Genomic DNA, 26,088 nt, shown 5'->3' with positions numbered 1-26,088 from the left:
GCCGGGCCTCCACCCTCCGTGAACTCACCCGGGTGGGGGACCGGGCCTCGTTCGTCTGGTCAGCGAGGGTGCCCCCGCGCACGCGGGGATGGGCCCTTTTTCACCCCAGCAGGGCCGCCACGGTGATCAGTACCGGGACCGACAGCATCGTGGACAGCAGGATCGATTCCCGGGCCAGCCGTTCGGCGACGCCGTAGCGCGACGCGTAGGTGAAGAGGTTCTGCGCGGCGGGCAGCGCCGAGGTGATCACGACACCGAGCAGGGCCGCGCCGCTCAGGCCGAACACCCAGCTCGCCAGCGCCCAGGCGAGGAGGGGCTGGCCCGCGGACTTCAGCGCCACGGACAGCAGCACCGGCCCGCGGTCGGGCCCGCGTCCCGGCAGGGCGCTGCCGTGTAGGGAGATCCCGAACGCCAGCAGCACCGCGGGCACCGACATGTTGCCGATCAGCACCAGCGGCTCCAGCACCAGCTCCGGCACCGTCCAGCCCACCGACGACACCATCACCCCGCACAGCGAGCCGACCGCCACCGGGTTGCGCAGCGGGATGGTCAGGCGCTGCCACACCGTGCGCTTCTCGCCCGACCCCGACAGGTCGAGCACCGTGAGGGCGATCGGCGTGATCACGATCTGCTGGAGCAGCAGCACCGGCGCCACGAGCGAGGCGTCGCCCAACACGTACACGGCGATGGGGATGCCGAGGTTGCCCGCGTTGACGTAGCCCGAGCACAGCGCCCCGATCGTGGTGCGCCCCACGCCCCAGCGGCGCAGCGCGCCCACCGCCACGAACACCCCCGCGACGACGGCCGTGCTGATCGCGGTCACCAGCAGTCGGCTGGAGAGGATCACCGACAGGTCGGTCCGCGCGAGCGTCGTGAACAGCAGCGCGGGCGTCGCCACGTAGAAGGCGAGCTTGGTGAGGACCTCGCGGCCGTTCTCGCCGAGATACTTCAGCCGCCCGATCACATAGCCGACGCCGATGATGGCCGCGATGACGGTGAAGCCGGTCAGCACTCCCTGCATGGCCCGGCCAGGTCGCACGCGGAAGCGGGCCGCCGGAGCGGCGTGCACGTGGTGATCATGGGGCCAATCCTCCTGACGCGCGTCGCCCGAGGTCAACGTGATCTTCGACCGGGTGCGGCGGGGAAGGGGCGGGTCAGTCCCGTCCGAGCACCTGCCGGACGAGCCCGGGCGTCCACTCCACGTACTCCACCTCGGCGCCGCCCGCGTGCCTGGCGTACAGGAACCGGCCGGTCGCGCTCGCGGCCTCCGGGGTGGTCACCTCGGCGCCGTGCGCCGCCAGCTCGCGCGTCAGTTCGTCGAGGTCGGAGACGACCACGGTCGCCGACGCGTGCGCGTACCGGGCGCGTACCCCCGGCGGTCCGGCGACGACCAGGAAGTCCCCGATCGCGGCCAGTTCCACCCCCTCGAACGCGAACCGCAGGTCGGGTCCGCGCCCCACCAGCGAGCGCAGCAGGGGCAGTGTCCGGTCGAGGTCGTCGGCCCACAGCCGGGCGTAGGTCTTCAGGATGGTCGTCACGGTGCTCGTCCCGTCGGTCGGAGGCGGTTCGGGGCCGGATACCGTCCGGGGAGGATCGCCCCGGCCCGCTACTGGCGGGAATGCTAGGCGGCCGGCAGGCGTCCCTGGAAGAAGGCACTTTTTCGTGAGAGGGGAACCCCGAGGTGACCGAACAGGTCAGCGGTGCGTCCGGCACTGCCGATGTGACGCGGGTCAACGCCGTGGCCAACGAGGTCTTCGCAACAGTCGCCGGCCGGTGGGCGCTTCCGGTCGTCTACGCCCTGGGCCCCGACACGCTGCGCTTCACCGAACTGCGCGCCGCGCTCCCGGGCGTCAGCCACAAGATGCTCACCCAGACGCTGCGTGCCCTGGAGCGCGACGGCCTGGTCAAACGGCTGGTGCATCCGACGGTGCCGCCGCGCGTGGACTACTCGCTCACCGAGGCCGGCACGGCCCTGCGCGCGACCATCGACGGCGTGTGCGACTGGACCAGGCGCCACCTCGACCACATCGACGCCTCCCGTCGAGACTTCGACGTCTCCGCTGGTTAGCCCGGTCACGAACCGGCGGGGTGCGCGGGGGACAGGCCGGTGTCGGCGACGATTCGCCGCACGGTCTCCGGCAGGGTGCTCGCCGCCCCCACGACCTGTTCGTACCCGCCCGGCAGCAGGTCCGACTCCAGGTACCACGCGCGCATCTGCTCCTCGCCGATCTCGGCGGCCACCGGTTTCGTGGCGTGGCGGCGCAGCGTCTCGGCGAAGGGGACGTCCAGGTAGTAGTAGCGGCTCCGGCCGAGGTGGTCGGCGCGCAGAGCCTCCAGCACAGGTCCGTAGCGGTCGGCGTAGAGGATTCCTTCCACGACGACGTGATAGCCGGCGTCCAGCGCGTATCGGGCGACCGTGTCGATGAGCCCGATGTTCGCGGCGCCCGGGGTGTCCCGTTCCCGCAGGACGTCGCGTCGGATGGTGTCCTGGGCGATTAGTGCCACGCCCCGGCCGTGGTGCTCCCGCAGGGCGCGGGCGATGGAGCTCTTCCCCGAAGCGGAGTTGCCGCGCACCACGATCAGCACCGTCGCTGCCGAACCCGTCCGCACAGGGGAACCCTACCGACCGGCAGCGGGGGAGCGGGGGCTTTTCGTCCGCAACGGTTCGGGCCCCTCCGGGGCCGGCCGTGCGGTCTCCGTGACCGGGTTCCCGGCGTAGCGCCGCGCCCCGGCTCCCCTGTAGGTCTCCCGACAGGCGCTAGGCGAGTTTAGGACGCGCACCCGCCGCGGGCGGGTGGAGGGGACGCCGGGGGTGCGGGCCGTGGAGGCGGATACCGCGCCCGGGAGGCATCGTCCCTGCGTAGCGAACCCCCTATGCCGTAGAGGTTCTCGGCATCCCGTGGCACCACGGGCGACGCCGCCCTGCCGCGAGAGGCCAAAAGACAGGCTTGACAGTCGCCATATGAACATGAATGATTTAATACGAACATGTGACCCTGATCTCAAAGGTGTGCCCCTATGACTGTTACGTCCCTCCCGCCCATCGCGGAGGCTCTCGACGGAGCCGTCGATCTGCACTGCCACTCGGGGCCGAACCCGTTCGCGAGGGAGTTCGACCACGTGGAGGCGGCTCGCGACGGCGAGCGCTTGAACATGCGCGGCATCCTGGTCAAGTCGCACCACCACAACACCGTCATGGACCTGCTCGCGATGCACCGCGAACTGGACGGCATCGCCACGCCGATCTTCGGCGGGATCGCCCTCAACGCCCAGGTGGGCGGGCTCAACCCCTACGCTGTCGCGATGTCGTTGCAGATGGGCGGTCGCGCGGTGTGGTTCCCCACCTTCTCCAGCCGCTGCCACTGCGAGAACGAGCACCACGGTTTCCCCGAGTCCGACTACGACATCCCCAACCGGATCGTCGACGTGGTCGACGCCGAAGGCCGCCTCGTCGACGCCGCCCACGAGGTCATCGACCTCGTTGCGGAGTCCGACGCCCTCCTCTCGGCGGGCCACCTGGAGCCCGCCCAGTCGGCCCAGCTCTTCGCCGCCGCCACCGAGCGGGGCGTGCGGCGCATGATCCTCAGCCACCCGAACTTCGTCGTCGACGCCGACGTCGAGCGCTGCCGCCAACTGGCCGGCCTCGGCGGTTACATCGAGCACGAGGTCGGCATGTACGACCCGCAGGGCTTCCGCAAATGGGACCCGGGGCTGTTGATGGAGTGGATCCGGGCCATCGGCCCCGACCGCACGGTGCTGTCCTCGGACCTGGGGCAACGAGGGCGTCCCATGCCGGTCGACGCCTTCATGCGGGTCGGCGGGGAACTGCTCCGCAGAGGTCTGTCGGTCGAGGAGCTGCGCCAGGTCACGTCGCACAACGCAGCCTTCCTGCTCGGCCTGGACGACGAGCGGCCCGCCCCGGTCGAAGGGCGCTGAACGATGGCCTATCTCGCGAGTGACCCGCGCAGCCAACTGGCCGCCTCGACCGAGCCCGACGCCGACGCCGCGCTCGACCCGCAGTACTTCGCCTTCGACGAGCTGGCTCCCACCGAGACCACGGGACACGGCGGACGCCTGTGGACGGTACGGGCCGCCAACGTCGCCGTCGTCTACGCCGAACACGCCGACGGCGACGTCCTCGACCGCGAGGACACCGACGAGACGATGCTCGTGGTCCTGCCGTCCGCGGGCCGCCTCACGCTGCGCACGGCGCAGGGTGAGGCGGTCACCGTCGCACCGACGAGCATCGCGACGGTCCGGCCGGGCCCCTGGCGCTACGAGGTCGAGGGGGCACTGCGGCTGCTGCGCCTGCACACGACGGCGACATCCGACGTGCTCGACCGGGCGCTCAACGCCGACGCCTACGCCGACGGCCTCGGACTCAGCGTTCGCGCCACCCCGTGGCCCGCTCCTGCCGGCGACGCCGCGATCCGCGTCTACGAGGCAATCGAGGACATCGCCCCGCAGGAAGGACGCATGGGGCGCATCTTCCGCAGCCGCCACGCGATGGCGAACGTGCTGTACCCGCGCGTCGGCCCCCGGGACCCGCGCACGCTGTCCCCCCACACCCACGACGACTTCGAGCAGTTGAGCTTCGTCGACGCCGGCGAGTACGTCCACCACATCCGACGCGCGTGGGGAAACGACCGCACCGCCTGGCGCGCCGACGAGCACCACCGGATCGGCGGGCCGTCGCTGACCGTCATCCCGCCGCCGCTGGTCCACACGAGCGAGGCGGTCGGGGCGGGCGAGAACCGCATGATCGACATCTTCGCCGGACCGCGCGATGACTTCTCGCGCCGACCCGGCTGGGTCCTCAACGCCGAGGACTATCCGGCCCCGCGACGAGAGGAACTCCAGTGAGCTGGGCACGCAGGTCCGACGGCACGTGGTGGGCCGCCTGGGTCAAGCTCGACTCCTGGGAGTCCACCACCATCCTCGCCCACGCCGGGATCGAAGTGATCGTCATCGACGCCGAGCACACGATGCTGGACCTATCGGCGATCGCCCGGCACATCGCCGTCGGCCAGGCCCACGGCCTGCGCACCCTCGTGCGGATCCCCGACCAGGGGGCGTCCTTCGTCCAACGCGTCCTGGACGCGGGCGCCGACGGGATCGTCGTCCCCCACGTCGACGGTCCCGCAGCCGCCGCCGCGATCGTGTCCGCGACGCGGTTCGCCCCCGAGGGGCGGCGCGGTTCAGGTGCGACGTCGCGCGCCGGGGCATGGGGGCGGCGCCCGCGAGCCGACTACCTGGCCCGGCCGGTCGAGGTGATCGCCCAGATCGAGTCGCTCGCCGCGTTGGAAGCCGTCGAGGACATCGCCGCAGTCGAGGGGATCACCGGACTCCTCCTCGGGGCAGCGGACCTCACGCTCGACGCCCGCCGTGTCGTCGCCGACGCAGACGCCGTCGTCGCCGCCGCTGCCCGGGCGCACGGGATCGCCGCGGGAGCGGCCGGCGGCCCTGACGGCGCCGCACGCGCCCGCGAACTGGCGTTGGACTTCTTCGTCGGCGCCGCCGACACGACACTGCTCGCGGACGCGGCCGCAGGTGCCGTCGAGCGTATGCGGGCACACGAGGACCACACAGGAAAGGCGCCGCTCCATGCATGAACCGGTCATGAGCTTCATCCACGCCAAGAAGCACTACCGCGGTGGGACGGTGGCGGTCGAGGACTTCCACCTCGACATCGCCGACGGGGAGTTCGTCTCCATCGTCGGGCCGAGCGGATGCGGCAAGAGCACGCTGCTCAAACTCATCATGGGCCTGGAGCCGCTGACCGAGGGCAGTATCGAGTACCGGGCCGAAGCGCGCAGCGAGTCGGCGATGACCGGGATGGTGTTCCAGCAGCCGCTGCTGCTGCCGTGGAACACCGTCCTGGACAACGTGCTCGTCCCCTCGACGCTGCAAGGGCGTTCGCAACGGCGGCGCGACGAGGACCGGGCCCACGAGCTCCTCGCGATGCTCGGACTGTCCGACTTCGCCGCCAGCTACCCCTACGAGTTGTCGGGCGGGATGCAGCAGCGCGTCGGAATCGCCCGGGCCCTCCTGCACGACCCGCGGATCCTGCTCATGGACGAACCGTTCGGCGCACTCGACGCGATGACCCGCGACCAGCTGACGATGGACCTGCTGGACATCTGGGAGCGGGACCGCAAGACCGTCGTGTTCATCACCCACAGCATCTCCGAGGCGGTGCTCCTCTCCGACCGCGTCGTCGTGATGACCCCCCGTCCGGGGCGCATCGGCGACGTCGTCGACATCGACCTGCCGCGCCCCCGCACCCTCGACGTCGTGAGCACCGCCGAGTTCGGCGAGTACGCGCGTCGCATCAGAACCGTTCTCGACAAGGCCGAAGTGGTGACCACCCCATGACCACCCCACCGCTGGATTCCCCGCCGGCCGGGCGGACCCTGACCGTCCGCCGCGAGGCGGGCGGCACCGAGAGGCGCCGCCGGCTCTCCGACCTGCCCGGCTGGTTGCTGTCCAGCACCACGGTGCTCGCCCTGCTGATCGTCTGGGAGGTGACGGTACGCACGTTCGAGGTCTCGGAGATCTTGTTCCCCGCGCCCACCCGGATCGTCCAGGCACTCGTCGAGGGCTTCACCCACGGGCCGTTCCTGCGCCACACCTGGGTCACGCTCCAGGAGATCATCTACGGGTTCTGTATCGCCGCGGTCTCCGGGCTGCTCGTCGCCGTGTGGGTGAGCTCTTCGCGGCTCGCGGAGAAGATCGTCTTGCCGATCGTGGTGGTGCTGCAGACCGTGCCGAAGGTGGCGCTCGCGCCGTTGTTCCTCGTCTGGTTCGGCTTCGGCATGGAGTCGAAGATCCTCACGACGGCGCTGATCGCGTTCTTCCCGATCCTGGTCAACGCCACGCTTGGCTTCAACTCCACCAGCAGCGACCAGATCAACATGATGCGTTCCTTCGGGGCGACGCGTCTACAGGTCCTCACCCGGCTGCGCCTGCCCACGGCCGTCCCCAGCATCGTCGCCGGCCTGGACGTGGCGGTCGTGCTCTCGGTCATCGGCGCCATCGTCGCGGAGTTCGTGGGCTCCCAGGCCGGACTCGGCTACCTGATCATCGCCAGCAACACCTCACTGGACGTGGCCACGATGTTCGCGGCTCTCGTCGTGCTGTCGGTCATCGGCCTCGTCCTGCACTACGCGGTCGTCTTCGGGGGGCGGCGGCTCGCGTTCTGGTCCGAGGAGAACCGGGCCCGCTCCACCGGCAAGTAATGCTTCGAACCGAAAGAGAACTCATGCCCATCACACACGCTTTTCGTAAGGTTCTACAGGGTGGCGCGGTCCTGGCCATCACCCTCCCGCTCGCGGCCTGCGGCGGGTCGGGGAGCGGCGACGGTGCCCAGCAGGTCTCCATGACGCTCGCGACACCGACCTGGAACGCGGGGATCGCCTCGATCGCGGTCTCCGAGGAGATGGGCTACTTCGAGGACGAGGGCCTGGACGTCGAGGTCATCCTGACCGACTCCGCGACGACCCAGGCCCAGCAGATCGCGACCGGGCAGGTCGCGACCGGGGCCGTCAGCCCCGAACCGGTGATCCTCGGACGCCAGCCCGGCAAGAACCTCGACCTGACCTACTTCATGTCCTACTACAAGGACAACATCTACGGCCTGAGAGTCCCCGCCGACAGCGACATCACCTCGATCGAGGACCTCAAGGGCAAGACGGTCGGGGCGATCAGCCTCGCGAGCGCCTCGGTGACGCAGGCGAAGGCTGGTCTGCGCGAGGCCGGGATCCCGGAGGACTCGGTGACGTTCGTCGCGATTGGGACGGGAGGCCAGCAGGCCGCGGCGGTGGAGAACGGCCAGGTCGACGCGATCGCATTGCTGGACACGTCGTTCCAGGTCCTTGAGAACCAGGGCATCGAACTGCGCGAGATCGAGGTGCCGGGGGCCGAGAACCTCACGAGCGGCGGACTCGCGGCCCGGGCCGGCGACCTGGAGGAGGACCGTGAGCTGTACGTCAAGCTCGGTCGCGCGGTCGCGAAGGGCGTCGTCTTCAGCGAGGCCAACCCCGAGGCCGCGATCAAACTGCTGTTCGACGCCTATCCCGAGGCGCGGCCCTCCGGGCTTGAGGACGACGTCGCCGTGGCGTCGTCGGTTTCCGTCCTCGAAGCGCGACTGGCCAACCTGGGCGCCGACGACGACCCCTACGGGGCGGTCGACCCGCAGGCCCTGCAGGCGACCGTGGACTTCCTGCTCGAAGCGGGCGAGCTGACCGAGCCCGTGGACCCCGCCGACCTGTACGACGACACGCTGATCGAGGACATCAACGACTTCGACCGCGACGCCGTCCGCCAGGAAGCCGCCGATCATGCCTGACGACGAGATGACGGCGATCGACCCCGAGGGCCTGAGCGCGCAGGAGAACTACCGGCTGCTCACCGGATGCGTCGTCCCCCGCCCCATCGCCTGGGTGACGTCGGTGGGCCGGGACGGGGCGGCGAACCTGGCACCGTTCAGTGCCTTCACGATGGTGTCCAACGAGCCGCCCATGGTCGGGATCAACATCGGCCGGCGTTCCGGCGCGTTCAAGGACACGGCCCGCAACATCGCCGAGCGGGGCGAGTACGTCGTGAACATTCCCGGCTGGGAGCAGTGGACGGACGTCCACCGGTCGGGGGACGTGCATCCCCCGGACGTCGACGAGGCCGAGCTCCTCGGCCTCGAAACGGTGCCGAGCGACGTGGTGGGCGTGCCCCGATTGGCCGCCGCGCGGGTGAGCCTGGAGTGCCGGCTGGCGCGCGTGGTGGAGTTCGGCCGGGCCGGCGCGCAGTTCACGGTGGGCGAGATCGTGCGGTTCCACGTGCTCTCGTCGGCCCTGGACGGCCTCAAGATCGACACCACGGCGATCGACCCGGCGGCGCGCCTGGCCGGACCGACCTACGGACGGCTCGGGAGCGTCGAACGGTTCGGGAGCGTTGAGCCGGGCGGAGCCGCGCAGGCGCCGTAGCCCGCCGAAGGCACCTGACCGGCAAGCGGCGGCCGGGACCGGCTCACTCGGGGGCGCCGAGCGACCGGGAGATCGTCGTCGCCGCGTTTCGCAGCGCCGCCAGCTCGGAACTCTCGGCGTGGACGTCGAGTACGTCGCGGGTGCTCAGCAGCGCGAGTGAAGCAGCGAGGCCGTGCTCGTCCCACACAGGGGTGGCGAGCACGGCGATGCCCCGGGTACTGACCTGCGCGGCATAGCCGCGCTCGGCCGTCTCGCGCACCAGCCGCCCGATCCGTTCGCGCTCCTCGGTCGGGAGCTGTCGCGCGGCCCGTGCCACGCTGGGGGCGTCGGACATGAACGTGTGGAAGACGCCGGTCTGGGCGGCGGCGGTCGACAGCTGCATCCCCACCCGCACGGAGACGACGATCTCACGGCGCGGAGGTTCCTCGACGTGCGCGACGACCGGTGACGAAGCGCCCCAGAGCGACAGCACCGCCGTGATCTCGGTGTCGCGGGCCAGGGTCTGCATGGGCTCCACGGCGAGGCGCAGGATGTCGCGGCGGCCGAGGGCGAAGGCGCCGAGCTGTACGAGCGTCGGTCCCGGGGCATACGTGCGGTCGTCGCGCAGGGCGAGCACATTGGCGTTGACCAGGGACGTCAGATAGCGGTAGGTCGTCGTGCGATTGAGCCCGATGAGGTCGGCGGCTTCCGATGAGGTCACCGCTTCGCGATGCGGGCCGAACAGTGCGAGGATCATTCCCACCCGGTCTACCGCTTGGATGTCCACCCGGAGCCCCTTGACTCGATGTGTTCCGCTTGTTCATATGGCGACCACATCGTACCCCGCGTGTCGACCCTCGAAGGGGCGAAACCGGTGCCCGGAAGGACCGAAGTCCCACCTTCTCAGCCCCGAGCAGGGCCGGTCGGGAGCCGACGGCCACAAAAAAGCGGGGGGTGAGGACCCGGCGCCTCTGGCGGGGGGCGCCCCAGCCGGCAGGGGCGCCGATCGCGGATCGGCCGGGCCCCACCCGCACACGCCGGCGGATGCCGTCGATCGACGCGCGCCCGTACCGTGCGGGTGGCCGGCCGGTGCAGGAGCCGGGCAAAAGCGGCTCGGGCGGGCCTCACCAGGCGTCGGCGGGGCAACCGCGCACGGGCCCGGCCAAAGTCGCGGCGACGCCTTCGGCGGGCCCGGTTCCCTCGGTCCTGGACTCTTGCGCCGAAGGGTTCGCCCATGCGCGGGGTGATGCGCCCGCGGTTGCCGATTCGACGCTCGTGTTCCTGCCCCGACCGGTTCCCGAACGGGCCGGTGCTTCTGGTCGTGGCCGGCCCGCAGGGGCCCGGATCAGTCGTGGAGCGGGGCGTCGCAGAGCGCGATGTCGAGCCGTTCCGCGAGTTCGCTGGCGCCGACCCCGTACGTCTCCCGGATACGGATGCCCTCGGGGCCGACGTCGAAGACGCCGTGGTCGGTGTAGACACGGCTGACGCAGCCGACCCCGGTCAGCGGATAGGTGCACCGCGCTACGAGTTTCGCCTCACCGGAACGGGTGAGAAGGGGCATCATCACGTAGACGTCCTTGGCGCCGATGGCGAGGTCCATGGCACCGCCGACGGCGGGAACGTCGTCGGGTCGGCCCGTGTGCCAGTTGGCGAGGTCGCCGTTGAAGGCCACCTGGTAGGCGCCGAGGACACAGATGTCGAGGTGCCCGCCGCGCATCATCGCGAAGGAGTCGGCCTGGTGGAAGTACGCCGATCCGGGCAGCTCGGTCACCGGGACCTTGCCGGCGTTGGTCAGGTCGGGGTCGACGGCGTCGCCCTCGGCCTTCGGCCCCATGTTGAGCATGCCGTTCTCGGTGTGCAGCACCACCCCGGAGCCGATCGGCAGGTGGTCGGCGATCTTGGTGGGCTGCCCGATCCCGAGGTTGACGAAGGCGCCGGCCGGAATGTCGCGTGCGATGACGGCGGCCAGTTCGTCCATCGACAGGCGATGGTCGATGCTCATCGGTGCCCCGACGTGAGGCGGGTTGCCCGACGCGGTCATCGTGCCCCCTGGACGGTGTAGCGACGGGTCTGCACCTGCACGACCCGGTCGACGTAGATGGACGGGGTGACGACGGCTTCGGGGGCGAGCTTTCCGGCCTCGACGACCTCGTCGACCTGGACGATGGTCGTCGTCGCGGCCGTGGCCATGACCGGTCCGAAGTTGCGGGCGGTCTTGCGATAGGTGAGGTTGCCCAACGTATCCGCCCTGTGCGCGCCGATCAGCGCGTAATCGCCTTTGATGGGGTACTCCAGCAGGTATTTCCGACCGTCGATCTCGCGCTCCTCCTTGCCTTCGGCCAGTGGTGTGCCGACCGCCGTCGGGCAGTAGAAGGCGCCGATGCCGGCCCCGGCCGCGCGCATCCGCTCGGCGAGGTTGCCCTGCGGCACCACCTCCAGTTCGATCCTTCCCGCACGGTAGAGACCGTCGAAGACCCAGGAATCGGCCTGGCGGGGAAAGGAGCAGAGGACTTTGCGCACCTGGCCGGCCGCCAGCAGCGCGGCGAGCCCGACGTCGCCGTTGCCGGCGTTGTTGGACACGATGGTGAGGTCCTTCGCGCCCTGGCGGATGAGCGCTTCGATCAGGTCGAACGGCATACCCGCCAGGCCGAAGCCGCCGACGAGGACGGTGGCCCCGTCCTCGATCCCGGACACTGCCGCATCGGTGCTCCCGACGATCTCTGCCCGGCTCATCGGACCCGCTCCGCAACGTCGCAGTTCTCCAGGACGACGGCCAGTCCCTGGCCGACCCCGATGCAAATGGCTGCGAGGCCGTAGCGCTGCTTCGTCTCACGCAGCACCTTGGCCAGGGTGGCGAGGAGGCGACCGCCGGAGGCACCCAGCGGGTGTCCGATCGCGATGGCGCCGCCCTTCTGGTTGACGATGGCGGGGTCGATCCTCCACCCGTCGAGGCAGGCGAGCGCCTGCACGGCGAAGGCCTCGTTGAGTTCGACCGCGCCCACCTGGTCCCAGCCGATCCCGGCCCGCGCCAGCGCACGGTTGGCGGCCTCGACCGGGGCATAACCGAAGCCCTGCGGGTCCAGCGCCATCACCCCGCGCCCGGCGATGCGGGCGAGCGGGTCGGCCCCGATCCCGGCCGCGGCCTTCTCGCTGCCCAGCAGCATCGCGGAGGCGCCGTCGTTGAGGGGGCTGGCGTTGCCCGCGGTGATGGTGCCGCCCTGCTCCGGTGCGCGAAACACCGGCTTGAGGGTGGCCAGTACCTCCGGCGTGGATCCGGTCCGGATGCCCTCGTCCCGGTCCAGGTCGACCCCCTGGACCGGTGCCACGAGGTCGTCGTAGAAACCTGATTCCCATGCCTGGTCGGCCAACCGGTGGGAGCGGGCGGCGAACACGTCCTGTCGTTCCCGGGAGATCCCGAAGCGCTCCTGGAGTTGCTCGTTGGCCTCGCCGAGGCTGACCGTCCACTCCTTCGGCATCCGCGGGTTGACCAGACGCCAGCCGAGCGTGGTCGACACCGCGGTGAGGTCACCGGCCGGGAACGGTTTCGCCGGCTTGGGCAACACCCACGGCGCCCGCGTCATCGACTCCACGCCGCCGGCCAGCACCACCTCGGCGTCGCCGGACTCGATCGTGCGGCTGGCCGTCATCGCCGCGTCGAGGCTGGAGCCGCACAGCCGATTGACCGTGGTACCCGGCACGCTCACCGGTAGTCCGGCGAGCAGCGCCGCCATGCGGCCGACGTTGCGGTTGTCCTCCCCGGCGCCGTTCGCGTTGCCCCACACCACATCGTCGATCGCGGCGGGGTCGAGCCCCGGCACTTTGGCAAGCGTCGAGGTGATCGCGGCTGCGGCGAGGTCGTCGGGGCGGACACCGGCCAGCGCGCCGTTGAAGCGACCGAACGGCGTCCGCGTCGCGGCGTACAGGAAAGCACTCATATCAGCGACGGTAATCCCTGGCCGCGATATCTTGAAGTATGCATATCCACGCCTATTGATATGGACGAAATATGGATCTGCGTCATCTTCGGTACTTCGTGGCGGTGGCGGAGGAATGCCACTTCGGTCGGGCCGCCGAGCGGCTCCACATGGCCCAGCCGCCGCTCTCCCAGCAGATCCGTCAACTCGAAGCCGAACTCGGTGTCGAGCTGCTCCGTCGCACGACACGCCGCGTCGGCCTCACCGAGGCCGGCCGGGCCTACCTGGAGCGGGCGCGCGCGATTCTCGCCGACGTCGACGAGGCCACCCACCACGCGCGTCGCGTCGCCTCCGGCTCGGTGGGCCATCTGGCGCTCGGATGCGTGGGTTCGGCGACATACAGCCTCCTGCCCACGCTCTCCCGTCGGCTTTCGGCGCAACTCCCCGGCGTCGACTTCTCCTTCCGCGGCGACATGCTGGCGCCCGACCAGGTCGAGGCGTTGCGGACCGGGACGATCGATGTCGCGCTGCTGCGCCCCCCGGCGGTCGGCCCCTCCCTCGTCGTGCACACCCTGCGCCGGGACCGGCTCGTCGTCGCCCTGCCGGTCGACCACCGCCTGGCGCGCCGCAAACGCCTGCGCGCCGCGGACCTCGCCGGTGTCGATCTGATCGTGCACTCCGCCGACCGCCGGTCGGTGATGTACGACATCGTGCTGGGCCTCCTGCGCGACGGCGGCGTCGAGCCGCGCATCCGCCACGAGGTCGGCGAGACCTCGACGCTGGTGACCCTCGTGGCCGGCGGCCTCGGCGTGGCGGTCGTGCCCGAACCCGTGGCGGCGCTGGCACTCGACGGCGTCGTCTACCGGCCGCTGGCCGGGGCCGACGCACGGGTGGAACTTGCCGTCGCCCACCGCCCGGACCGCTTTGAGCCCCACCTGGCGCGCACCGTGGAGATCATTCGAACAGCGGTGTGAGTACCGCACCCGGACAGGCGCACCGGGCGCAACCCCTGGCACAGGTCGCGCACGCGGGGACAGATCTGGCATTTCCCCAGGTCAAAATAGTTTTGATGGGCGTGGTGGGTGCGGTATCCGGTGGGCGGGCTGGTGGAATCAGGACGCCGGATCGTTACTCTCTGTCATTGGAGTGCTGTGAAAAGCATCGTCACCGTTCTTGCGACCGCCGGACTGGTTCTGGCCCACGCCGTCCCCGCCTCCGCCGCGAACGGCACGCTCACGCTCGGCCCCACCTCCATCACCAACCCCAGCGGGTGCTACAGCAGCGACATGTGGCCGTTGAGCGTCCGGAACCAGACCGACGAAACGGCCATCGTCTTCAGCGGACGCAACTGCCACGGAATCCTGGTCGGTGAGGTCGAGCCCGGTGGCCAGGGGGTGTTCGAGTTCGGGACCAGCGTTTTCATTCCGTGAGCAAGCCCCGGCCCTGAGCGTGCCGTGTTCCAGGACCGCGACGTCGAGCGGTGGCCCCACCGGGGGCGTGCCCGCGGGCGGTCCGGCCGGGGTCACGTGACGAGCCGGGCCCGGACCTCCTCGCGTGCCGCGCGCAGCCGCTCCACCTCGTCGGCGTGCACCCTGACCGGCCGGGTGTGCTCGGGGCGGTCCAGGACGGTCGTCTCGTCGGCGAGCCGCAGCACCCGGCGGCGCGCTTCCTCCGGCAGGGTCGCGTCGCCCGCGACGCGCAGCGCGGCCTCCAGGGCGCGTCCGGAACGCTCCCGGAAACGGTGCTCCCACAGGCCCGTTCCGCCTTCCGCCAGGGAGACGGCGACGGTGGCGAACCCGCGCCGCACGTACGGCGGCTGCTCGGGCGCCTCCAGCAGCGACGCGCAGGCGGCCTCCACCACAGTGATGCCCCGCAGCCTCGCGCGCACCAGGCACAGGGCGTGCCGGGCGGCGCCCGAGCCCTTTCCGCCGCCGTGGGCCGGGGCGACGAGTTCGGCCTCCGTGGCCAGGTCCTCCTCCCGGCCCCGGCCGACGGCCCCGTGCACCATTAGGCGCACGGGCAGCGACCACTGGCGCTTGTCGCGCAGCACGGCGTCGACGACCTTCCCCGCTGCGGGGGCGTCCACCCCGGCGAGGGCCGCCGTGTACACCACGAGCGCAGGCGGGGCGTCCGTGTAAGGGGTCGGCTTGACGAAGAGGCGCTTGCGCCAGGTGCGCGCGAACGGGGCGAGGTCCTGCGGGCGCAGGGCGTTTGCGCCCGAGAGCAGTTCGAGCAGGACCGCGAGGGCGGGCTCGTCGAGGTCCTCGCGCGCCAGCGCCGCCCGCAGGCCGTCCAGGTGCCGGGCGACGACGGTCTCGCGCAGCTCGATCGCCGCGTTGCGGTCGGGTCCGTGCGCGAGATCGAATCCGGGGCTCGGGGGCAGTCCGGCCGACGCGCGCACCTCGTCGACGGCGTCGGGCCAGGCGGCCGCGGTCGCCACGGCCCCGGGCGCCGTCGCAAGGCCGGGGCGCAGGGGGTGGGAGTGGTCGGCGCGCAGACCGTCCACGGTCACGGGGCTCCGGGTCCAGCGGTCGGCGATGACGACACGGAGCCAGGACGGCACCCGCTCGTCGCGGAGCGCGCGCAGGGCGTTGTCCCGGCCGCTCGCGCCGTAGCGGCCGACCAGGCGCAGGGCGACCTCCGCGACGCGTGCGCCGGAGTCCTCGCCGCCGTGCGTTCTGATGTCCTCGGCGAGTGCGACGGCAGCGGCCACGGGGTCCCCGCCGTCGGCCTCGACCAGGTCGAGGTAGGTGGTGGCCTCGCGTCCGGCCAGGGCCGAGGCCCGGGCGGCCCGCACCGCTTCGGCGGTGTCGTCCCAGGCGGTGAGGACGCGGGAGTCGGCGCGGCCCTGCCCGGCCAGTGCGGCGGCGGCCCGGCGCGCCCCGGGGTGGTCCGCCGCCAGGGCGTGGGCGACCACGGGGGATGCCTCGGCGCCGAGGGCGTCCACGCCGTCGGGGGACAGCGTGGTGTCGAGGTCGGCGGGGGTCAGCGCCGACCGGATGCGCAGGGCCCGGACCGCTGGGGCGAGGAGCTCGCGCATCCCGGGGTGTGCGACGAGGGCGTGCAGGAGCGCCTCCTCGCCGTCGCGCAAGGGGGCCGGCCCCGACCGGTCGTCGCCGAGGACCGCCAGGCGGGTGCGCCATGCGTCGGCGAGCGTGTGATCGACCCGCTCGGGGGAGGCGTCGCGGTGCAGTACGAACGACTCGGTGTCGCTGCGCCCGCCCAGGACGGCGAAGCCGTGCGGCTCCAGGAGCGACAGGGCGCGGGCGACGACGGCGCGGTCGCCGCCGAAGAAGACGCGCTGGGGGCGGACGAGGGTGCCGCCGCGGCCGAAGCCGTTGGCCTGGGTGTGCCAGCCGACGTAGGGGTGGGAGGGGGGCAGGCCGCGCCGCTCGCGCTCCTCCTTCGCCAGGGTGTGCACCTCGTCCTGCATGACCAGGTGAGGGCCGGGCTCGATGAGGAGCACGCCCGGTGCCGTGCGGAGGGTGCCGAGGATGAGAGTGCGGTCCGACATGGGGCGAACCTACCGGGCGGGTGGGACAACCTCGCTGGTGCGGGACTTCGCGGCCCGGGGGAGCAGGGGCGCGTGTCGATTCCGACGGATCGGGGAGGGCTCCGTCACCGGGAGTGCCCTCTGGGCCGGCGTCCTCGGCCCGGACCGTGCGCATTCCCTCGGGGCCGGGCAAACGGTCACCGCGGTGGCAGGGACTCCTCGGCCGCGGCCCGGTCGGCCCGCCGCGGGTGCGGGGGCGCTCGTCGAGACGTACCCGGTTCGCCATTGCCCGGGCGGGCCCGTCCCGGAGCCCCGGCCATTAAAAATCTACGCCGTAAGGGTGAAGTTGAGGTGCTCTCGGCAGGGAGCGGCCCGAGCCCAGCACCCGCTCCCGGGCCGGGAACGCCTCAGAAGCCCTGCTGGACCTCGCCCTCCTCGACGTAGAAGTCCGTGAAGTCCATGTTCGCGATCGACAGGTTGTTCTCGATCGACTGGATGGCGCGGGGCGCGGCCCGAAACGCCAGGCCGGGCTCCTCGGACAGGTCGACGACCAGCAGCGGATGTCCGGGCTCGCGGACGGTCACGTCGTCCACCACCATCAGGAACGTGTGGCCGTACCCCTCGGGTACCAGTGCCATCAGCTCTTCCTTGGCGGCGCCCGTGTAGGCGGGGTCGTCGAGCAGGTCGACGTAGGCGAGGAAACCGTCGTCCTCGCTGGGCGCGCGCACGGCCTCGACGACGGCCGTCCAGACCGCGTCGTCGGAGTAGTCGGTGCGCACGATCAGTGCGTCGTCGGTGAGCGGCAGGGGTTGCATCGGTTCCGTCCGGGGCGGGGCGCCGACCGTTTCGGCGCGGAACGGCAATGTACCCGGGGCCACCGACACGGGCCCTCCGCCGCCCGACGCCCGGGAGGGGCGAGTCGTCCCCCCGGAACAATTTCGGTCACTCCGGGTAATCAAATCCAGCGATTTTCCGAATTCGCCCCGCGTTTCGCGGACGCCGCTGCCACGCTCGTCTCATCGGCGGACCACCGGTGTTTTCCAGGTGATCCGCGCCCCGCACGGTGCCCTGTGCGCCTCCGGTACGTGACGCGAACTCCTGGAGGGGTTATCACCGATTCACCATCCCCCGGCTACGACCTGGCAACCTCGCCCTGGGTCGTTGCTCATGGGTGTGACCTGCTGGAATCTCCGGTCTCCCTGGGGCTCAAGGACGTCCTCCTGCGCGCCGGTGGGCTCGTCGACGTCGAACTCCCGCTCCCGCCCGCCTCGGCGATGCTGTGGCGTGTACTCGTAGTGATCACCGCGCGTGCCTCGGGGCTCGACGAGGCCGAGGACAAGGAGGAGTGGCAGGACCGCCGCTGCGACCTCCTCGGCGCAGGCGCGCTCGACGCCGACGCGGTCGAGGGGTACTTCGCCGCACACGCCGACCGTTTCGACCTCTTCCACCCCGAACGCCCCTGGATGCAGGACCCCCGGCTGCGCACGGAGTGCCCCAAGCCCTCGGGCGTCAACAAGCTGGCGTGGGGTCGCACGGCCGGGCAGAACCAGGTGTGGCTGGGCGGCCACCACAACGACCTCGCCCCCAGGCCCCTCGGTGCGGCCGAGGCCGCCTGGCACCTGCTGGCCACCCTGGGCAACGGCCCCTCGGGCCGCTGCTCGGCGCGGGTGGTGCGCGGCCGAAACGAGGCCAACGTGACCGCCGGACCGCTGCGCGGCACCGTCTCCTACCACCCGGTGGGGCGCACCCTCTTCGAGAGCCTGATCCTCAACATCCCCTACCCGGGCGATGCCGAGCGCGCTCACGACCTCGCCCCGTGGGAGCGCCCCGACCTCGACGACCCGCTGGGCCTGCCCCCCGCCCCCGAGGGGCCCGCGGCGATGCTCATGGGCCAGGCCCGCCACGCCGTGCTCCTGGAGCCCTCGCCCGACGGCTCCGAGGTGGTGGACGCCTGGGTCACCTGGGCCCGGCGCGAACGCGTCGAGACGCCGCTGGACCCCTACCTCATCTACCAGCCCACCAAGGAGGGGCGGCTCTACGCGCGCCCCGCCGACGCCGACCGCGCCGTGTGGCGCGACCTCGACGCCCTGCTGCGCCACGGCGACACCAGAGGGCGGCGTCCGAACATCCTCGACGACTGCACCCAGCAGTCCGGCGTGCCCGCGGAGATCCTAAACGGGGCGCGACTGCGCGGCTTCGGGTTCGACCAGGACGGCCAGACCCGGGACCGCCAGTGGTTCGCCGCCACCACGCCCGAGGTCCTGCGTTGGCTGGCCGAACGCGACGAGGAGGGCACCGAACGGGTGCGGACGCTGCGCCGCATCGGCCTGGCCCGCGCCTCCGCCGAGGCGCTCGGCCGCCGCCTGGACAACGCGTGCAAGGACGCCTGGAAAGCCGCGAACAGCCCCGGCGGGGGAGGGCCGCGCACCGACACCGGCAGCGGGCCGTGGGCGCGCCCGGCCGCGAGCCGTTACTGGTCGCGCGCGGAGGCGGCGTTCTGGGACATCGCCCACGACCGTTCCACCAGCGGTTACACCCGGGGCGCCGCCGGTCCCGGCAACGCCTTCAACCTGGCGGCGCTGGCCGCCTACGACCAGGTCACCGGGCCCTACTGCGAGCGTCCCCGGGTGGCCCGGGTCGTGGAGCGCTTCCGCAGCACCCTGTTCGACAACTGGCAACCCGCCAGGGCCCAGAAAGACACGAGAACCAAGGAGGTGGGCGCGTGACCGACAGCGAACGGATCCTCGCCCGCGCGGACCTGCTCGTCGAGCGGGTCCGCGCCCTGGTCGTCAAGGAACCCGCGAGCCGCGCGGCACTGCGCCGCGGGGTCGGGCTCACCCCGGACGACCCCCGCATGATCCCCGCGCACCGCATCGTCGCGCCCTTCACCGCAGGGGAGCGGGCCGCCACCGAGCGTGCCTTCTACGCCGTGGCCGCGATGATGGCCGCCCAGTCAAGGACGGCCCGCGACGCCGACGGCGCGGCGAAGGACGAACCGGAGGAGCAGGCAGCACCGGAACAGGAAACAGCTCCCACCGCTGTCGCGGAGCAGGCGACCACCGCGCCGCAAGGCCCGGCCCCCAAGCGGCTCAACCTCGGTGCGACCCTCGCCGACGCAGTCCTGCACGGCGAGGCCAAGGCCGACACCACCGAGCAGCGCCTGCACCTGCTGGCCCGCCAGCCGTTGGAGGGCGTGCACCGCCACCTGCCGCGCCTGGTGCTGCACCTGCGCGCCGACCACGTGGCCCTGGACTGGGGCCTGCTCGCCCGCGACCTCGCCCGCTGGGGCCGCACCCCCCGCCAGGTCGCCAAGGAGTGGGTGCAGACCTACCACCGGGCGCTGGAGACCGCGCGCCGCACGAACGACACGACCACCCCCACCGACGAAGAGAGCAAAGCCGCATGACATCGCCCCTGTACCTGGACGTCCACGCCCTGCAGACCCTGCCCTACTCCAACGTCAACCGCGACGACCTCGGATCGCCCAAGACGGTCGTCTACGGAGGAAAGGAGCGCACCCGCGTGTCCAGCCAGAGCTGGAAACGCGCGGTGCGCCACCAGGTCGAGCAGCGCCTGGGCGACTCCGCGGTGCGCACCCGCCGCCTCATCGGCCAGGTCGCCGAGCGCCTGGTGGCGCGCGGCTGGGACGCCGCCCTCGCCGAGCACGGCGGCCGCCAGATCGTGTTGTCGGTGGCCAAGGGCGGCATCAAGCTGGAGAAAGAGAAGGAGGGCGAACCGCCCGCGACCTCCGTGCTGTTCTACCTCCCCGTCTCGGCCATCGACGCCCTCGCCGGCATCGCCGCCGACCACAAGGAGGAGATCGCCAAGGAAGCAGCGAAGAAGACCCCCAAGGCAATCCTGCCCGGCGAGCCGATCGTTGCCGTGCTCAGCAGCCGCAACGCCACCGTCAACCTGTTCGGCCGGATGCTCGCCGAACTGCCCTCCACCGAGGTCGACGGCGCCGTGCAGTTCGCGCACGCCTTCACCGTGCACGGCACCGCCGTCGAGGTGGACTTCTTCACCGCCGTGGACGACGTGCCCAAGGACAACGACCGCGGCAGCGGCCACATGAACGCCGGCCAGTTCAGCGCCGGCACGTTCTACCGCTACGCCAACATCGACCTCGCCGGGCTGCTGCGCAACCTCGACGGTGACGCCGCCACCGCGCGCGAACTCGTCACGGAGTTCCTGCGCGCCTTCGTGCAGACCGTGCCCTCGGGCAAGCAGAACGCCACCGCCGCCATGACCCTGCCCGACCTGGTGCACGTGGCGGTGCGCGCCGACCGCCCCGTCTCCTTCGCGCCCGCCTTCGAGACCGCGCTGTACGGCGCGGACGGCTACGCGGCCCGCGCCCGCGACGAACTCGACGCCTACGCGCGGCGCGTCCAACAGCTGTGGTGGCAGGACAGCCTCATCCTTGGCGGTTACGCAGCCCGGGATGACAAGGACGAGCTCACCGGGCTGGGACGGCAGCACGACTCCTACCCCGGGCTCATCGACGCCGCTGTCACGGCCGCGTTCCAGCGGGACCAGGCGTGAGCGGACTGCTGCTGCGCCTGGCCGGGCCCATGCAGAGCTGGGGTGAGCACAGCGCCTTCGGTGAACGCGACACCCTGCCCTACCCCACACGCTCGGGCCTGATCGGCATGTTCGCCGCGGCCCAGGGCGTGCAGCGGGGCGAACCCCTGGAGCGCTACGCCGAACTGGAGCTGACCGTGCGCGTGGACCGGCCCGGCGTGCGCATGGTCGACTTCCACACCGTGGGCGGCGGACTGCCCCGCGACCGGACGGTTCCCACGGCCGAGGGCAAGCGCCGGGGCGAGAACCAGACGACCATCGTCACCCGGCGCTCCTATCTCGCAGACGCCGTGTTCACGGTGGCCGTCACCGGCCCCGCCACCCACGACATCGCCGACGCCCTGCTCACCCCGCACTGGCAGCCCTATCTGGGGCGGCGTTCCTTCGTCCCCGACCCCCTGCTGGTGCTGCGCCGCAGCGTCGCCGACCCCGTCGCCGAACTGCTGGGTGCCGTGCCGCTGCCCTACCGCCGGATGTCCGGCACCGATGCGGAGACCGTTGTGGACGTGCTGTACGAGCGCGACCCCGGCGGGGAGGGCCCCGAGCGGACGCTGGCCGTGCTCAGCGACGTCCCGCGCTCCTTCGCGTCCGCGAGCAGGCGGTACGCCACCCGCCGTATCAGCATCGTGCCCACCGGGGTCCCGGCCGCACTCGTGTCCGGGACATCCGGTGACTACCAGGACCGCGTGTTCGCCTACGCGGGACTCGACACCGGGGAGTCGCCATGACGTGGCTGACCAGAATCACCGCCGACCTGCGGAACAGGGAGGTCCGCGCCGATTTCCGCAGCGCGGGCGAACTCCACCGCAGGCTCATCAGGCTCGTGCCCGGCCTCGGCAGCGCGCCGCTGCCCGACCCGCGCCGCCGAGGGGGGCTGCTGTTCCGGGTCGACGAGACCCGAAGCGGCGTCCAGTTGCTGGTGCAGAGCACCGACCGGTTGAAGACCGACGTCCTGCGCGGCGGCTACGGCGACGTCCAAACCCGCGACCTCACCCCCTTCCTCGGACGGTTGGAGAAGGGGCAGGCCGTGCGCTACCGGATCGTGGCCAGCCCGGTGAGCCGGCTGGGCAAGTCCGAGCACAACGCCGAACGCCTCGGTCGAGACCCCGGGACCCCCGCCAGGGCCTACACCCGGCCGCTGCGCGGGGCCGAGGCCGACGCCTGGTGGGCCGACCGCGCGGCCACCAACGGCCTGGACCTGCGCAGCGCCGCTTCGACGGGCCTGGACGACGCCCGCGACGACGGGACCAGCACCCGCAGGCGCGGCATCAAGCACCCGGTGGTCCGCTTCGAGGGCACCGCCGTCATCGCAGACGCCGAGGCGGTGCGCGCGGCCGTGCTCACCGGTATCGGCCGCGGCAAGTCGCACGGGTGCGGGCTGCTCAGCCTCGCCTTCGCGGAAGGGTGAGGCATGGGAGCCGAGGACAACGCCCGGAAACTGCTGGCCCGCCCCACCCTCGCCATGCTGCCCAGGGTGTCGGACGGATTGTCGTTCCTGTTCGCCGACATCTGCCGGATCGTGCAGACCGACACCGGCGTGTGCGCGGAGATCGAGACCGAGGCCTCCGGTGTGCAACGCGTGCCCATCCCCACCGCGTCGCTGGCGTGCGTGCTGCTGGGGCCGGGCACCTCCATCACCGGCCGGGCGATGGAGACGTTCATGCGGCACAACACCACCGTCGTCAACTGTGGTGCGGGAGGCATCCTCAACTACGGGAGCTTCCCCGCGCCCAACCGCACCGTCAAGTGGCTCGACCGCCAGGCCCGCGCCTACGCAGACGACGAGCGCAGGCTCGACGTCGCAACGCGCATGTACGAGATGCGGTTCGACGAGGAGGTAGCCGAGGGCACCTCGATCGAACGGCTGCGTGCGCTCGAAGGTCAGCGCATGAAGGCCCTGTACCGGCAGTTGGCCGCGAAGAACGGGGTGAAGCCGTTCAAGCGCAGCTACGACCCCGGCGACTGGGACGAGCAGTCCCCGGTGAACAAGGCGCTGTCCTCGGCCAACGCCGCGCTGTACGGGGTGGCGCACTCGGTGATCGCCCACCTGGGGTGCTCGGCTGGGCTGGGGTTCGTGCACTCGGGAAAGCAGCATTCGTTCGTGTTCGACGTCGCCGACCTCTACAAGGCGCGCATGACCCTCCCGCTTGCCTTCGCACTGCACGACTCCTCCTCGCCGGAGGGGGAGGCGCGGGTCCGGCTGCGCCGCAACCTCACGCTCTACCGCCTGATCCCGCGCATGGTCCGCGACATCCAGGAACTCCTCGACCCGGGAGCGGACGAGGACGACGACGATGAGCCCGTCGGCGCGGGTCCCTGGCCGGTGGCCGACCTGTGGGACCCGCTCGTGGGCGCGGTCGCCGGCGGAGTGAACTACGCCGACCGCGCGGTGGACGGGGAGGGGCGGTGACCAGGCTCGTGGTGATCTCCACGACGGCCGTCCCGGACCGGGTGCGCGGGGCGCTGTCGCGCTGGATGCTGGAGCCGGTGGCCGGCGTCTACGTGGGGACGATGAGCGCCCGCGTCCGCGACGAGCTGTGGGAGGTCGTGAGCGCGTCGGTGGAGGACGGCGCGGCCGTCTGCGTCCACCCCGACGACAACGAGCAGGGCTTCACGATCCGCACGGCGGGGGAGCGCCGCCGCATCCCCGTCGACTTCGACGGACTGCGGCTGATCGGCCTCTCCCCGCTGGAGAAGGACGAGCCCACGGCGATCCTGCCGGACGGGTGGTGAGGGGAGGGCTTCCTGCATTCAACCCGACAAAACGGAATATCTCATTATGATAACGCGCCGCAAAGCCGCAGGTCGTTAACTGTGACCCCCGCGCAGGCGGGGATGGGCCGTTGGGATGCCGGATGATCCCGGCCGCCGGGACGTGACCCCCGCGCAGGCGGGGATGGGCCGTTCATCAACGCCGGCGTCACCGTCATCTACTTGTGACCCCCGCGCAGGCGGGGATGGGCCGGCGTGGCTCCAGCGGCAGAGCAGCGCCCGACTGTGACCCCCGCGCAGGCGGGGATGGGCCGGACTTCGAGTTGAAAGCTCAGCTGTTCGACGAGTGACCCCCGCGCAGGCGGGGATGGGCCGGCCGGAGCACCCCCGCCGCCCCGACCCCCGGGTGACCCCCGCGCAGGCGGGGATGGGCCGGCGGCGCGTATGCGGAGTCGATCATCGCGGCGGTGACCCCCGCGCAGGCGGGGATGGGCCGTAGGCGTTCTCACCGAAGCGGCGACCACGTCCGTGACCCCCGCGCAGGCGGGGATGGGCCGTGAACGAAAATTGGAATTAATACCCCACTGCTGTGACCCCCGCGCAGGCGGGGATGGGCCGGCATCCCGTACATGGCGACCGGTGAGGTCCGCGTGACCCCCGCGCAGGCGGGGATGGACCTCGCGTGTGCGCTGCCAACGTCGGTCGTAGCCCGTGCCCCCGCGCAGGCGCGAACGGTCGGCGCCCGCCCATGGATTACTGCGCACGGAAGCGTTGCCCTCCCCGCGCAGAGGTGCGCGCATCCTCCGGGCGTTCCCGCAGGCAGGGGCGGGGCGCCTCCCGTTTGCTCCTGATCCGACCCCGCCCGCACCGATTCCGAGGTCGGTCCCCTACGTCCGGATTCCCTGCCCCGTAGGGGCATCCGCGTCGGCCGCGAATACAGCGGCCACCGTGAACACGCGGTACAACTGACGGACCCCGTTTTTTCCGGACAGGAAGAACAAGGGGCCCAGTGAGCGCTTCCCCCTTACGCCGAACGGCCCTTGAGGACGGGGGCGTTCCGCGTGTCCGGACGCCGATTCCCGAGCACGACAGCCGTCGAAGAAACCCACTACGGCACAGCGAGCCCCGGTGCAGCCAGATTGGAACCTTGTGAACAGTGACGACGCCACCCGTCGCCCGCCCGAACCCGAACCGGCCTTCCGCCTGATCGTCACCGGAGGCGGGACGGGCGGCCACACCTACCCCGCCCTCACCGCAGTGCGCACGCTGCGCGCACGGCTCGCGGCGGCAGGCAGAGGACTGGAAGTCCTGTGGGTGGGAACGGCCGACAGCCTTGAGTCCCGTATCGCGGCGGCCGAGCAGATCCCCTTCGCGGCGGTCGCCACCGGCAAGATCCGCCGCTCCGCGAACCCGCTCAAGCTGGTCTCCCGGGAAAACGTCAAGGACATGAGCAACGTCCCCCGCGGAGTCGCCCAGGCCCGCAGGCTCGTCTCCGACTTCCGCCCCGACGTGGTGCTCGCCACCGGCGGCTACGTCGCCGTCCCCGTCGGCCTGGCCGCCAAGGTCTGCCGCCGCCCGCTGGTGGTCCACGAACAGACGGTCCGGCTGGGCCTGGCCAACCGGGTGCTCGCCCGCGTCGCGGCCCGGGTCGCCGTCTCCTCCGAGTCGACCATCCCGCTGCTGTCCGACTCCTCCCGCGAGAACGCCGTCGTGACGGGCAACCCGGTACGGCCCGAGGTGCTTTCCGGCAACGCCGACCACGCGGTCAAGGCCTTGGAGTTCAACGGCCACGACCCGGAGCTGCCCACCGTCTACGTCACCGGCGGGGCACAGGGATCGGCCCAGATCAACACGACCGTGCAGGCCCTCCTGCCGTGGCTGCTGTCGCGCGCCAACGTCGTCCACCAGTGCGGTGCGGCGAACCTGGACGCGCTCCGTCAGAGCGCCGCGGCGCTGCCCGGCGACCTGGCGGCCCGGTACCACCTGACCGACTTCGTCGGCCCCGAACTCCCCGACGTCCTCGCGCTGGCCGATGTAGTGGTCTCCCGCAGCGGCGCCGGGACGATCGCGGAGCTGACCGCGCTGGGCAAGGCCGCCGTCTTCATCCCGCTGGCCTCCTCCGCCGGTAACGAGCAGGCGCACAACGCCCGCCATTTGCAGGAAGCCGACGCCGCTGTGGCGCTGCTGGAGGAGGTGTCCGCCGAGCGCCTGCGCGAAGCGGTGGAGCCACTGCTGGCCGACCCCGGACTGCGTTGCGCCATCGCCGAGCGGGCCCGGTCCCACGGTCGGCCCGATGCGGCGGAGCGGCTGGTCGACGTCATGCTGTCCGCCGCCGCCGACTAGGCACCGCTCCTCGGAAGCGGGAGGGCGGCGCGGGGTCTGTCCTTGCAGTGTGGACCGCGTGCCTGGGCGTCGTGGACTCTGCGACGACCCC

General features: G+C 71.7%; 27 protein-coding genes and 1 CRISPR repeat array. Of the genes, 18 read left to right on the top strand and 9 right to left on the bottom strand.

The annotated features are described in order from the left end of the window. Window positions 1-100: 100 nt before the first annotated feature. Complete coding sequence (locus tag QSJ59_RS21145) at window positions 101-1,021, bottom strand: AEC family transporter (protein ID WP_285761555.1); 921 nt, start codon at window positions 1,019-1,021, stop codon at window positions 101-103. A 133-nt stretch (window positions 1,022-1,154) separates the two neighbouring features. Further along, window positions 1,155-1,538: a VOC family protein gene (locus tag QSJ59_RS21140; protein ID WP_285761477.1), complete on the bottom strand. Its 384-nt coding sequence runs from the start codon at window positions 1,536-1,538 to the stop codon at window positions 1,155-1,157. 143 nt (window positions 1,539-1,681) lie between these two features. On the opposite strand from QSJ59_RS21140, the gene QSJ59_RS21135 reads away from it, so the two are divergent. Then, a complete protein-coding gene (locus tag QSJ59_RS21135; protein ID WP_285761476.1) occupies window positions 1,682-2,068 on the top strand; it encodes a winged helix-turn-helix transcriptional regulator in 387 nt (128 codons plus the stop codon). A 5-nt stretch (window positions 2,069-2,073) separates the two neighbouring features. Here the strand turns inward: QSJ59_RS21135 and QSJ59_RS21130 are convergent, their stop codons facing one another. Next, window positions 2,074-2,610: a kinase gene (locus QSJ59_RS21130; protein ID WP_285761475.1), complete on the bottom strand. Its 537-nt coding sequence runs from the start codon at window positions 2,608-2,610 to the stop codon at window positions 2,074-2,076. Window positions 2,611-3,018: 408 nt separating this feature from the next. On the opposite strand from QSJ59_RS21130, the gene QSJ59_RS21125 reads away from it, so the two are divergent. Genes QSJ59_RS21125 through QSJ59_RS21095 form a run of 7 tightly spaced genes read left to right on the top strand, consistent with a single transcriptional unit; the run spans window position 3,019 to window position 8,978 of the window. Further along, complete coding sequence (locus tag QSJ59_RS21125; protein WP_285761474.1) at window positions 3,019-3,936, top strand: DUF6282 family protein; 918 nt, start codon at window positions 3,019-3,021, stop codon at window positions 3,934-3,936. Window positions 3,937-3,939: 3 nt separating this feature from the next. Then, window positions 3,940-4,863, top strand: a complete 924-nt coding sequence (locus tag QSJ59_RS21120) for a cupin domain-containing protein (RefSeq protein ID WP_285761473.1) — start codon at window positions 3,940-3,942, stop codon at window positions 4,861-4,863. Further along, complete coding sequence (locus QSJ59_RS21115) at window positions 4,860-5,612, top strand: HpcH/HpaI aldolase family protein (protein WP_285761472.1); 753 nt, start codon at window positions 4,860-4,862, stop codon at window positions 5,610-5,612. The genes QSJ59_RS21120 and QSJ59_RS21115 overlap by 4 nt, the downstream gene beginning before the upstream one ends. Beyond that, the gene (locus QSJ59_RS21110) at window positions 5,605-6,375 is read left to right on the top strand and encodes an ABC transporter ATP-binding protein (protein WP_285761471.1); all 771 of its coding nucleotides are present in this window, start codon (window positions 5,605-5,607) and stop codon (window positions 6,373-6,375) included. Before QSJ59_RS21115 ends, QSJ59_RS21110 begins: the two co-directional genes overlap by 8 nt. Further along, on the top strand, window positions 6,372-7,238 hold the full coding sequence (locus QSJ59_RS21105; protein WP_285761470.1) for an ABC transporter permease: 867 nt from the start codon (window positions 6,372-6,374) through the stop codon (window positions 7,236-7,238). Before QSJ59_RS21110 ends, QSJ59_RS21105 begins: the two co-directional genes overlap by 4 nt. A gap of 23 nt (window positions 7,239-7,261) precedes the next feature. After that, entirely contained in the window at window positions 7,262-8,347 is a 1,086-nt protein-coding gene (locus QSJ59_RS21100; RefSeq protein WP_285761469.1) for an ABC transporter substrate-binding protein, read from the top strand. Further along, the gene (locus tag QSJ59_RS21095) at window positions 8,340-8,978 is read left to right on the top strand and encodes a flavin reductase family protein (RefSeq protein ID WP_285761468.1); all 639 of its coding nucleotides are present in this window, start codon (window positions 8,340-8,342) and stop codon (window positions 8,976-8,978) included. The genes QSJ59_RS21100 and QSJ59_RS21095 overlap by 8 nt, the downstream gene beginning before the upstream one ends. Window positions 8,979-9,021: 43 nt before the next feature. On the opposite strand, the gene QSJ59_RS21090 is transcribed toward QSJ59_RS21095, so the two are convergent. The 4 genes from QSJ59_RS21090 to QSJ59_RS21075 form a co-directional block, all read right to left on the bottom strand. Further along, entirely contained in the window at window positions 9,022-9,744 is a 723-nt protein-coding gene (locus QSJ59_RS21090; RefSeq protein WP_285761467.1) for an IclR family transcriptional regulator, read from the bottom strand. 558 nt (window positions 9,745-10,302) lie between these two features. Continuing rightward, window positions 10,303-10,959, bottom strand: coding sequence for a CoA-transferase (locus tag QSJ59_RS21085; RefSeq protein ID WP_285761466.1), 657 nt, complete (start codon window positions 10,957-10,959; stop codon window positions 10,303-10,305). A gap of 35 nt (window positions 10,960-10,994) precedes the next feature. Continuing rightward, entirely contained in the window at window positions 10,995-11,690 is a 696-nt protein-coding gene (locus QSJ59_RS21080; RefSeq protein ID WP_285761465.1) for a 3-oxoacid CoA-transferase subunit A, read from the bottom strand. Beyond that, window positions 11,687-12,892 carry a thiolase family protein gene (locus QSJ59_RS21075; RefSeq protein ID WP_285761464.1) on the bottom strand — a complete coding sequence of 402 codons (1,206 nt, stop codon included), beginning with the start codon at window positions 12,890-12,892 and terminating at the stop codon, window positions 11,687-11,689. Before QSJ59_RS21075 ends, QSJ59_RS21080 begins: the two co-directional genes overlap by 4 nt. Window positions 12,893-12,963: 71 nt before the next feature. Between QSJ59_RS21075 and QSJ59_RS21070 the strand changes: the two genes are divergently transcribed. Then, window positions 12,964-13,845, top strand: coding sequence for a LysR substrate-binding domain-containing protein (locus QSJ59_RS21070; protein WP_285761463.1), 882 nt, complete (start codon window positions 12,964-12,966; stop codon window positions 13,843-13,845). Between the two features lie 177 nt (window positions 13,846-14,022). Then, window positions 14,023-14,301: a hypothetical protein gene (locus QSJ59_RS21065; protein WP_285761462.1), complete on the top strand. Its 279-nt coding sequence runs from the start codon at window positions 14,023-14,025 to the stop codon at window positions 14,299-14,301. Window positions 14,302-14,393: 92 nt separating this feature from the next. Here QSJ59_RS21065 and QSJ59_RS21060 read toward each other — a convergent pair whose 3' ends face one another. Together QSJ59_RS21060 and QSJ59_RS21055 are read right to left on the bottom strand one after the other, a co-directional pair. Further along, the gene (locus QSJ59_RS21060) at window positions 14,394-16,385 is read right to left on the bottom strand and encodes a hypothetical protein (RefSeq protein ID WP_285761461.1); all 1,992 of its coding nucleotides are present in this window, start codon (window positions 16,383-16,385) and stop codon (window positions 14,394-14,396) included. Between the two features lie 386 nt (window positions 16,386-16,771). Further along, on the bottom strand, window positions 16,772-17,179 hold the full coding sequence (locus tag QSJ59_RS21055; RefSeq protein ID WP_285761460.1) for a DUF6924 domain-containing protein: 408 nt from the start codon (window positions 17,177-17,179) through the stop codon (window positions 16,772-16,774). A gap of 270 nt (window positions 17,180-17,449) precedes the next feature. On the opposite strand from QSJ59_RS21055, the gene casA reads away from it, so the two are divergent. The 8 genes from casA (at window position 17,450) to QSJ59_RS21015 (ending at window position 25,997) form a co-directional block, all read left to right on the top strand. Then, window positions 17,450-19,090 carry a type I-E CRISPR-associated protein Cse1/CasA gene (casA, locus tag QSJ59_RS21050; RefSeq protein ID WP_285761459.1) on the top strand — a complete coding sequence of 547 codons (1,641 nt, stop codon included), beginning with the start codon at window positions 17,450-17,452 and terminating at the stop codon, window positions 19,088-19,090. After that, complete coding sequence (gene casB, locus QSJ59_RS21045) at window positions 19,087-19,770, top strand: type I-E CRISPR-associated protein Cse2/CasB (protein WP_285761458.1); 684 nt, start codon at window positions 19,087-19,089, stop codon at window positions 19,768-19,770. The genes casA and casB overlap by 4 nt, the downstream gene beginning before the upstream one ends. Then, entirely contained in the window at window positions 19,767-20,903 is a 1,137-nt protein-coding gene (cas7e, locus tag QSJ59_RS21040; protein ID WP_285761457.1) for a type I-E CRISPR-associated protein Cas7/Cse4/CasC, read from the top strand. Before casB ends, cas7e begins: the two co-directional genes overlap by 4 nt. Then, complete coding sequence (gene cas5e / locus QSJ59_RS21035) at window positions 20,900-21,670, top strand: type I-E CRISPR-associated protein Cas5/CasD (RefSeq protein WP_285761456.1); 771 nt, start codon at window positions 20,900-20,902, stop codon at window positions 21,668-21,670. The genes cas7e and cas5e overlap by 4 nt, the downstream gene beginning before the upstream one ends. Then, the gene (cas6e, locus tag QSJ59_RS21030; protein WP_285761455.1) at window positions 21,667-22,350 is read left to right on the top strand and encodes a type I-E CRISPR-associated protein Cas6/Cse3/CasE; all 684 of its coding nucleotides are present in this window, start codon (window positions 21,667-21,669) and stop codon (window positions 22,348-22,350) included. The genes cas5e and cas6e overlap by 4 nt, the downstream gene beginning before the upstream one ends. Window positions 22,351-22,353: 3 nt before the next feature. Beyond that, window positions 22,354-23,352 carry a type I-E CRISPR-associated endonuclease Cas1e gene (gene cas1e, locus QSJ59_RS21025; protein WP_285761454.1) on the top strand — a complete coding sequence of 333 codons (999 nt, stop codon included), beginning with the start codon at window positions 22,354-22,356 and terminating at the stop codon, window positions 23,350-23,352. Next, window positions 23,349-23,675, top strand: coding sequence for a type I-E CRISPR-associated endoribonuclease Cas2e (gene cas2e / locus QSJ59_RS21020; protein WP_285761453.1), 327 nt, complete (start codon window positions 23,349-23,351; stop codon window positions 23,673-23,675). The genes cas1e and cas2e overlap by 4 nt, the downstream gene beginning before the upstream one ends. An 81-nt stretch (window positions 23,676-23,756) precedes the next feature. Further along, window positions 23,757-24,333: a CRISPR direct-repeat array (repeat unit 29 nt; unit sequence GTGACCCCCGCGCAGGCGGGGATGGGCCG). A gap of 470 nt (window positions 24,334-24,803) precedes the next feature. Next, window positions 24,804-25,997: a UDP-N-acetylglucosamine--N-acetylmuramyl-(pentapeptide) pyrophosphoryl-undecaprenol N-acetylglucosamine transferase gene (locus QSJ59_RS21015; protein WP_285761452.1), complete on the top strand. Its 1,194-nt coding sequence runs from the start codon at window positions 24,804-24,806 to the stop codon at window positions 25,995-25,997. Window positions 25,998-26,088: the final 91 nt, after the last annotated feature.

Source organism: Nocardiopsis ansamitocini (genome assembly GCF_030268225.1).
In the GTDB taxonomy this organism is placed as follows: Bacteria; Actinomycetota; Actinomycetes; order Streptosporangiales; family Streptosporangiaceae; genus Nocardiopsis_D; species Nocardiopsis_D ansamitocini.
Note: the sequence above shows the minus strand (reverse complement) of the source record. Positions and strands in the feature narration are given on the sequence as shown.

Excerpts from the sequence above, each read along its gene's own strand:
- QSJ59_RS21120 (WP_285761473.1), top strand. The coding sequence starts at position 3,940 with ATGGCCTATCTCGCGAGTGACCCGCGCAGCCAACTGGCCGCCTCGACC.
- QSJ59_RS21070 (WP_285761463.1), top strand. The coding sequence starts at position 12,964 with ATGGATCTGCGTCATCTTCGGTACTTCGTGGCGGTGGCGGAGGAATGC.
- QSJ59_RS21110 (WP_285761471.1), top strand. The coding sequence starts at position 5,605 with ATGCATGAACCGGTCATGAGCTTCATCCACGCCAAGAAGCACTACCGC.
- QSJ59_RS21105 (WP_285761470.1), top strand. The coding sequence starts at position 6,372 with ATGACCACCCCACCGCTGGATTCCCCGCCGGCCGGGCGGACCCTGACC.
- QSJ59_RS21055 (WP_285761460.1), bottom strand. The coding sequence starts at position 17,179 with ATGCAACCCCTGCCGCTCACCGACGACGCACTGATCGTGCGCACCGAC.
- QSJ59_RS21125 (WP_285761474.1), top strand. The coding sequence starts at position 3,019 with ATGACTGTTACGTCCCTCCCGCCCATCGCGGAGGCTCTCGACGGAGCC.
- QSJ59_RS21060 (WP_285761461.1), bottom strand. The coding sequence starts at position 16,385 with ATGTCGGACCGCACTCTCATCCTCGGCACCCTCCGCACGGCACCGGGC.
- QSJ59_RS21095 (WP_285761468.1), top strand. The coding sequence starts at position 8,340 with ATGCCTGACGACGAGATGACGGCGATCGACCCCGAGGGCCTGAGCGCG.
- QSJ59_RS21080 (WP_285761465.1), bottom strand. The coding sequence starts at position 11,690 with ATGAGCCGGGCAGAGATCGTCGGGAGCACCGATGCGGCAGTGTCCGGG.
- cas6e (WP_285761455.1), top strand. The coding sequence starts at position 21,667 with ATGACGTGGCTGACCAGAATCACCGCCGACCTGCGGAACAGGGAGGTC.
- cas1e (WP_285761454.1), top strand. The coding sequence starts at position 22,354 with ATGGGAGCCGAGGACAACGCCCGGAAACTGCTGGCCCGCCCCACCCTC.
- QSJ59_RS21075 (WP_285761464.1), bottom strand. The coding sequence starts at position 12,892 with ATGAGTGCTTTCCTGTACGCCGCGACGCGGACGCCGTTCGGTCGCTTC.
- QSJ59_RS21085 (WP_285761466.1), bottom strand. The coding sequence starts at position 10,959 with ATGAGCATCGACCATCGCCTGTCGATGGACGAACTGGCCGCCGTCATC.
- cas7e (WP_285761457.1), top strand. The coding sequence starts at position 19,767 with ATGACATCGCCCCTGTACCTGGACGTCCACGCCCTGCAGACCCTGCCC.
- QSJ59_RS21145 (WP_285761555.1), bottom strand. The coding sequence starts at position 1,021 with ATGCAGGGAGTGCTGACCGGCTTCACCGTCATCGCGGCCATCATCGGC.
- QSJ59_RS21100 (WP_285761469.1), top strand. The coding sequence starts at position 7,262 with ATGCCCATCACACACGCTTTTCGTAAGGTTCTACAGGGTGGCGCGGTC.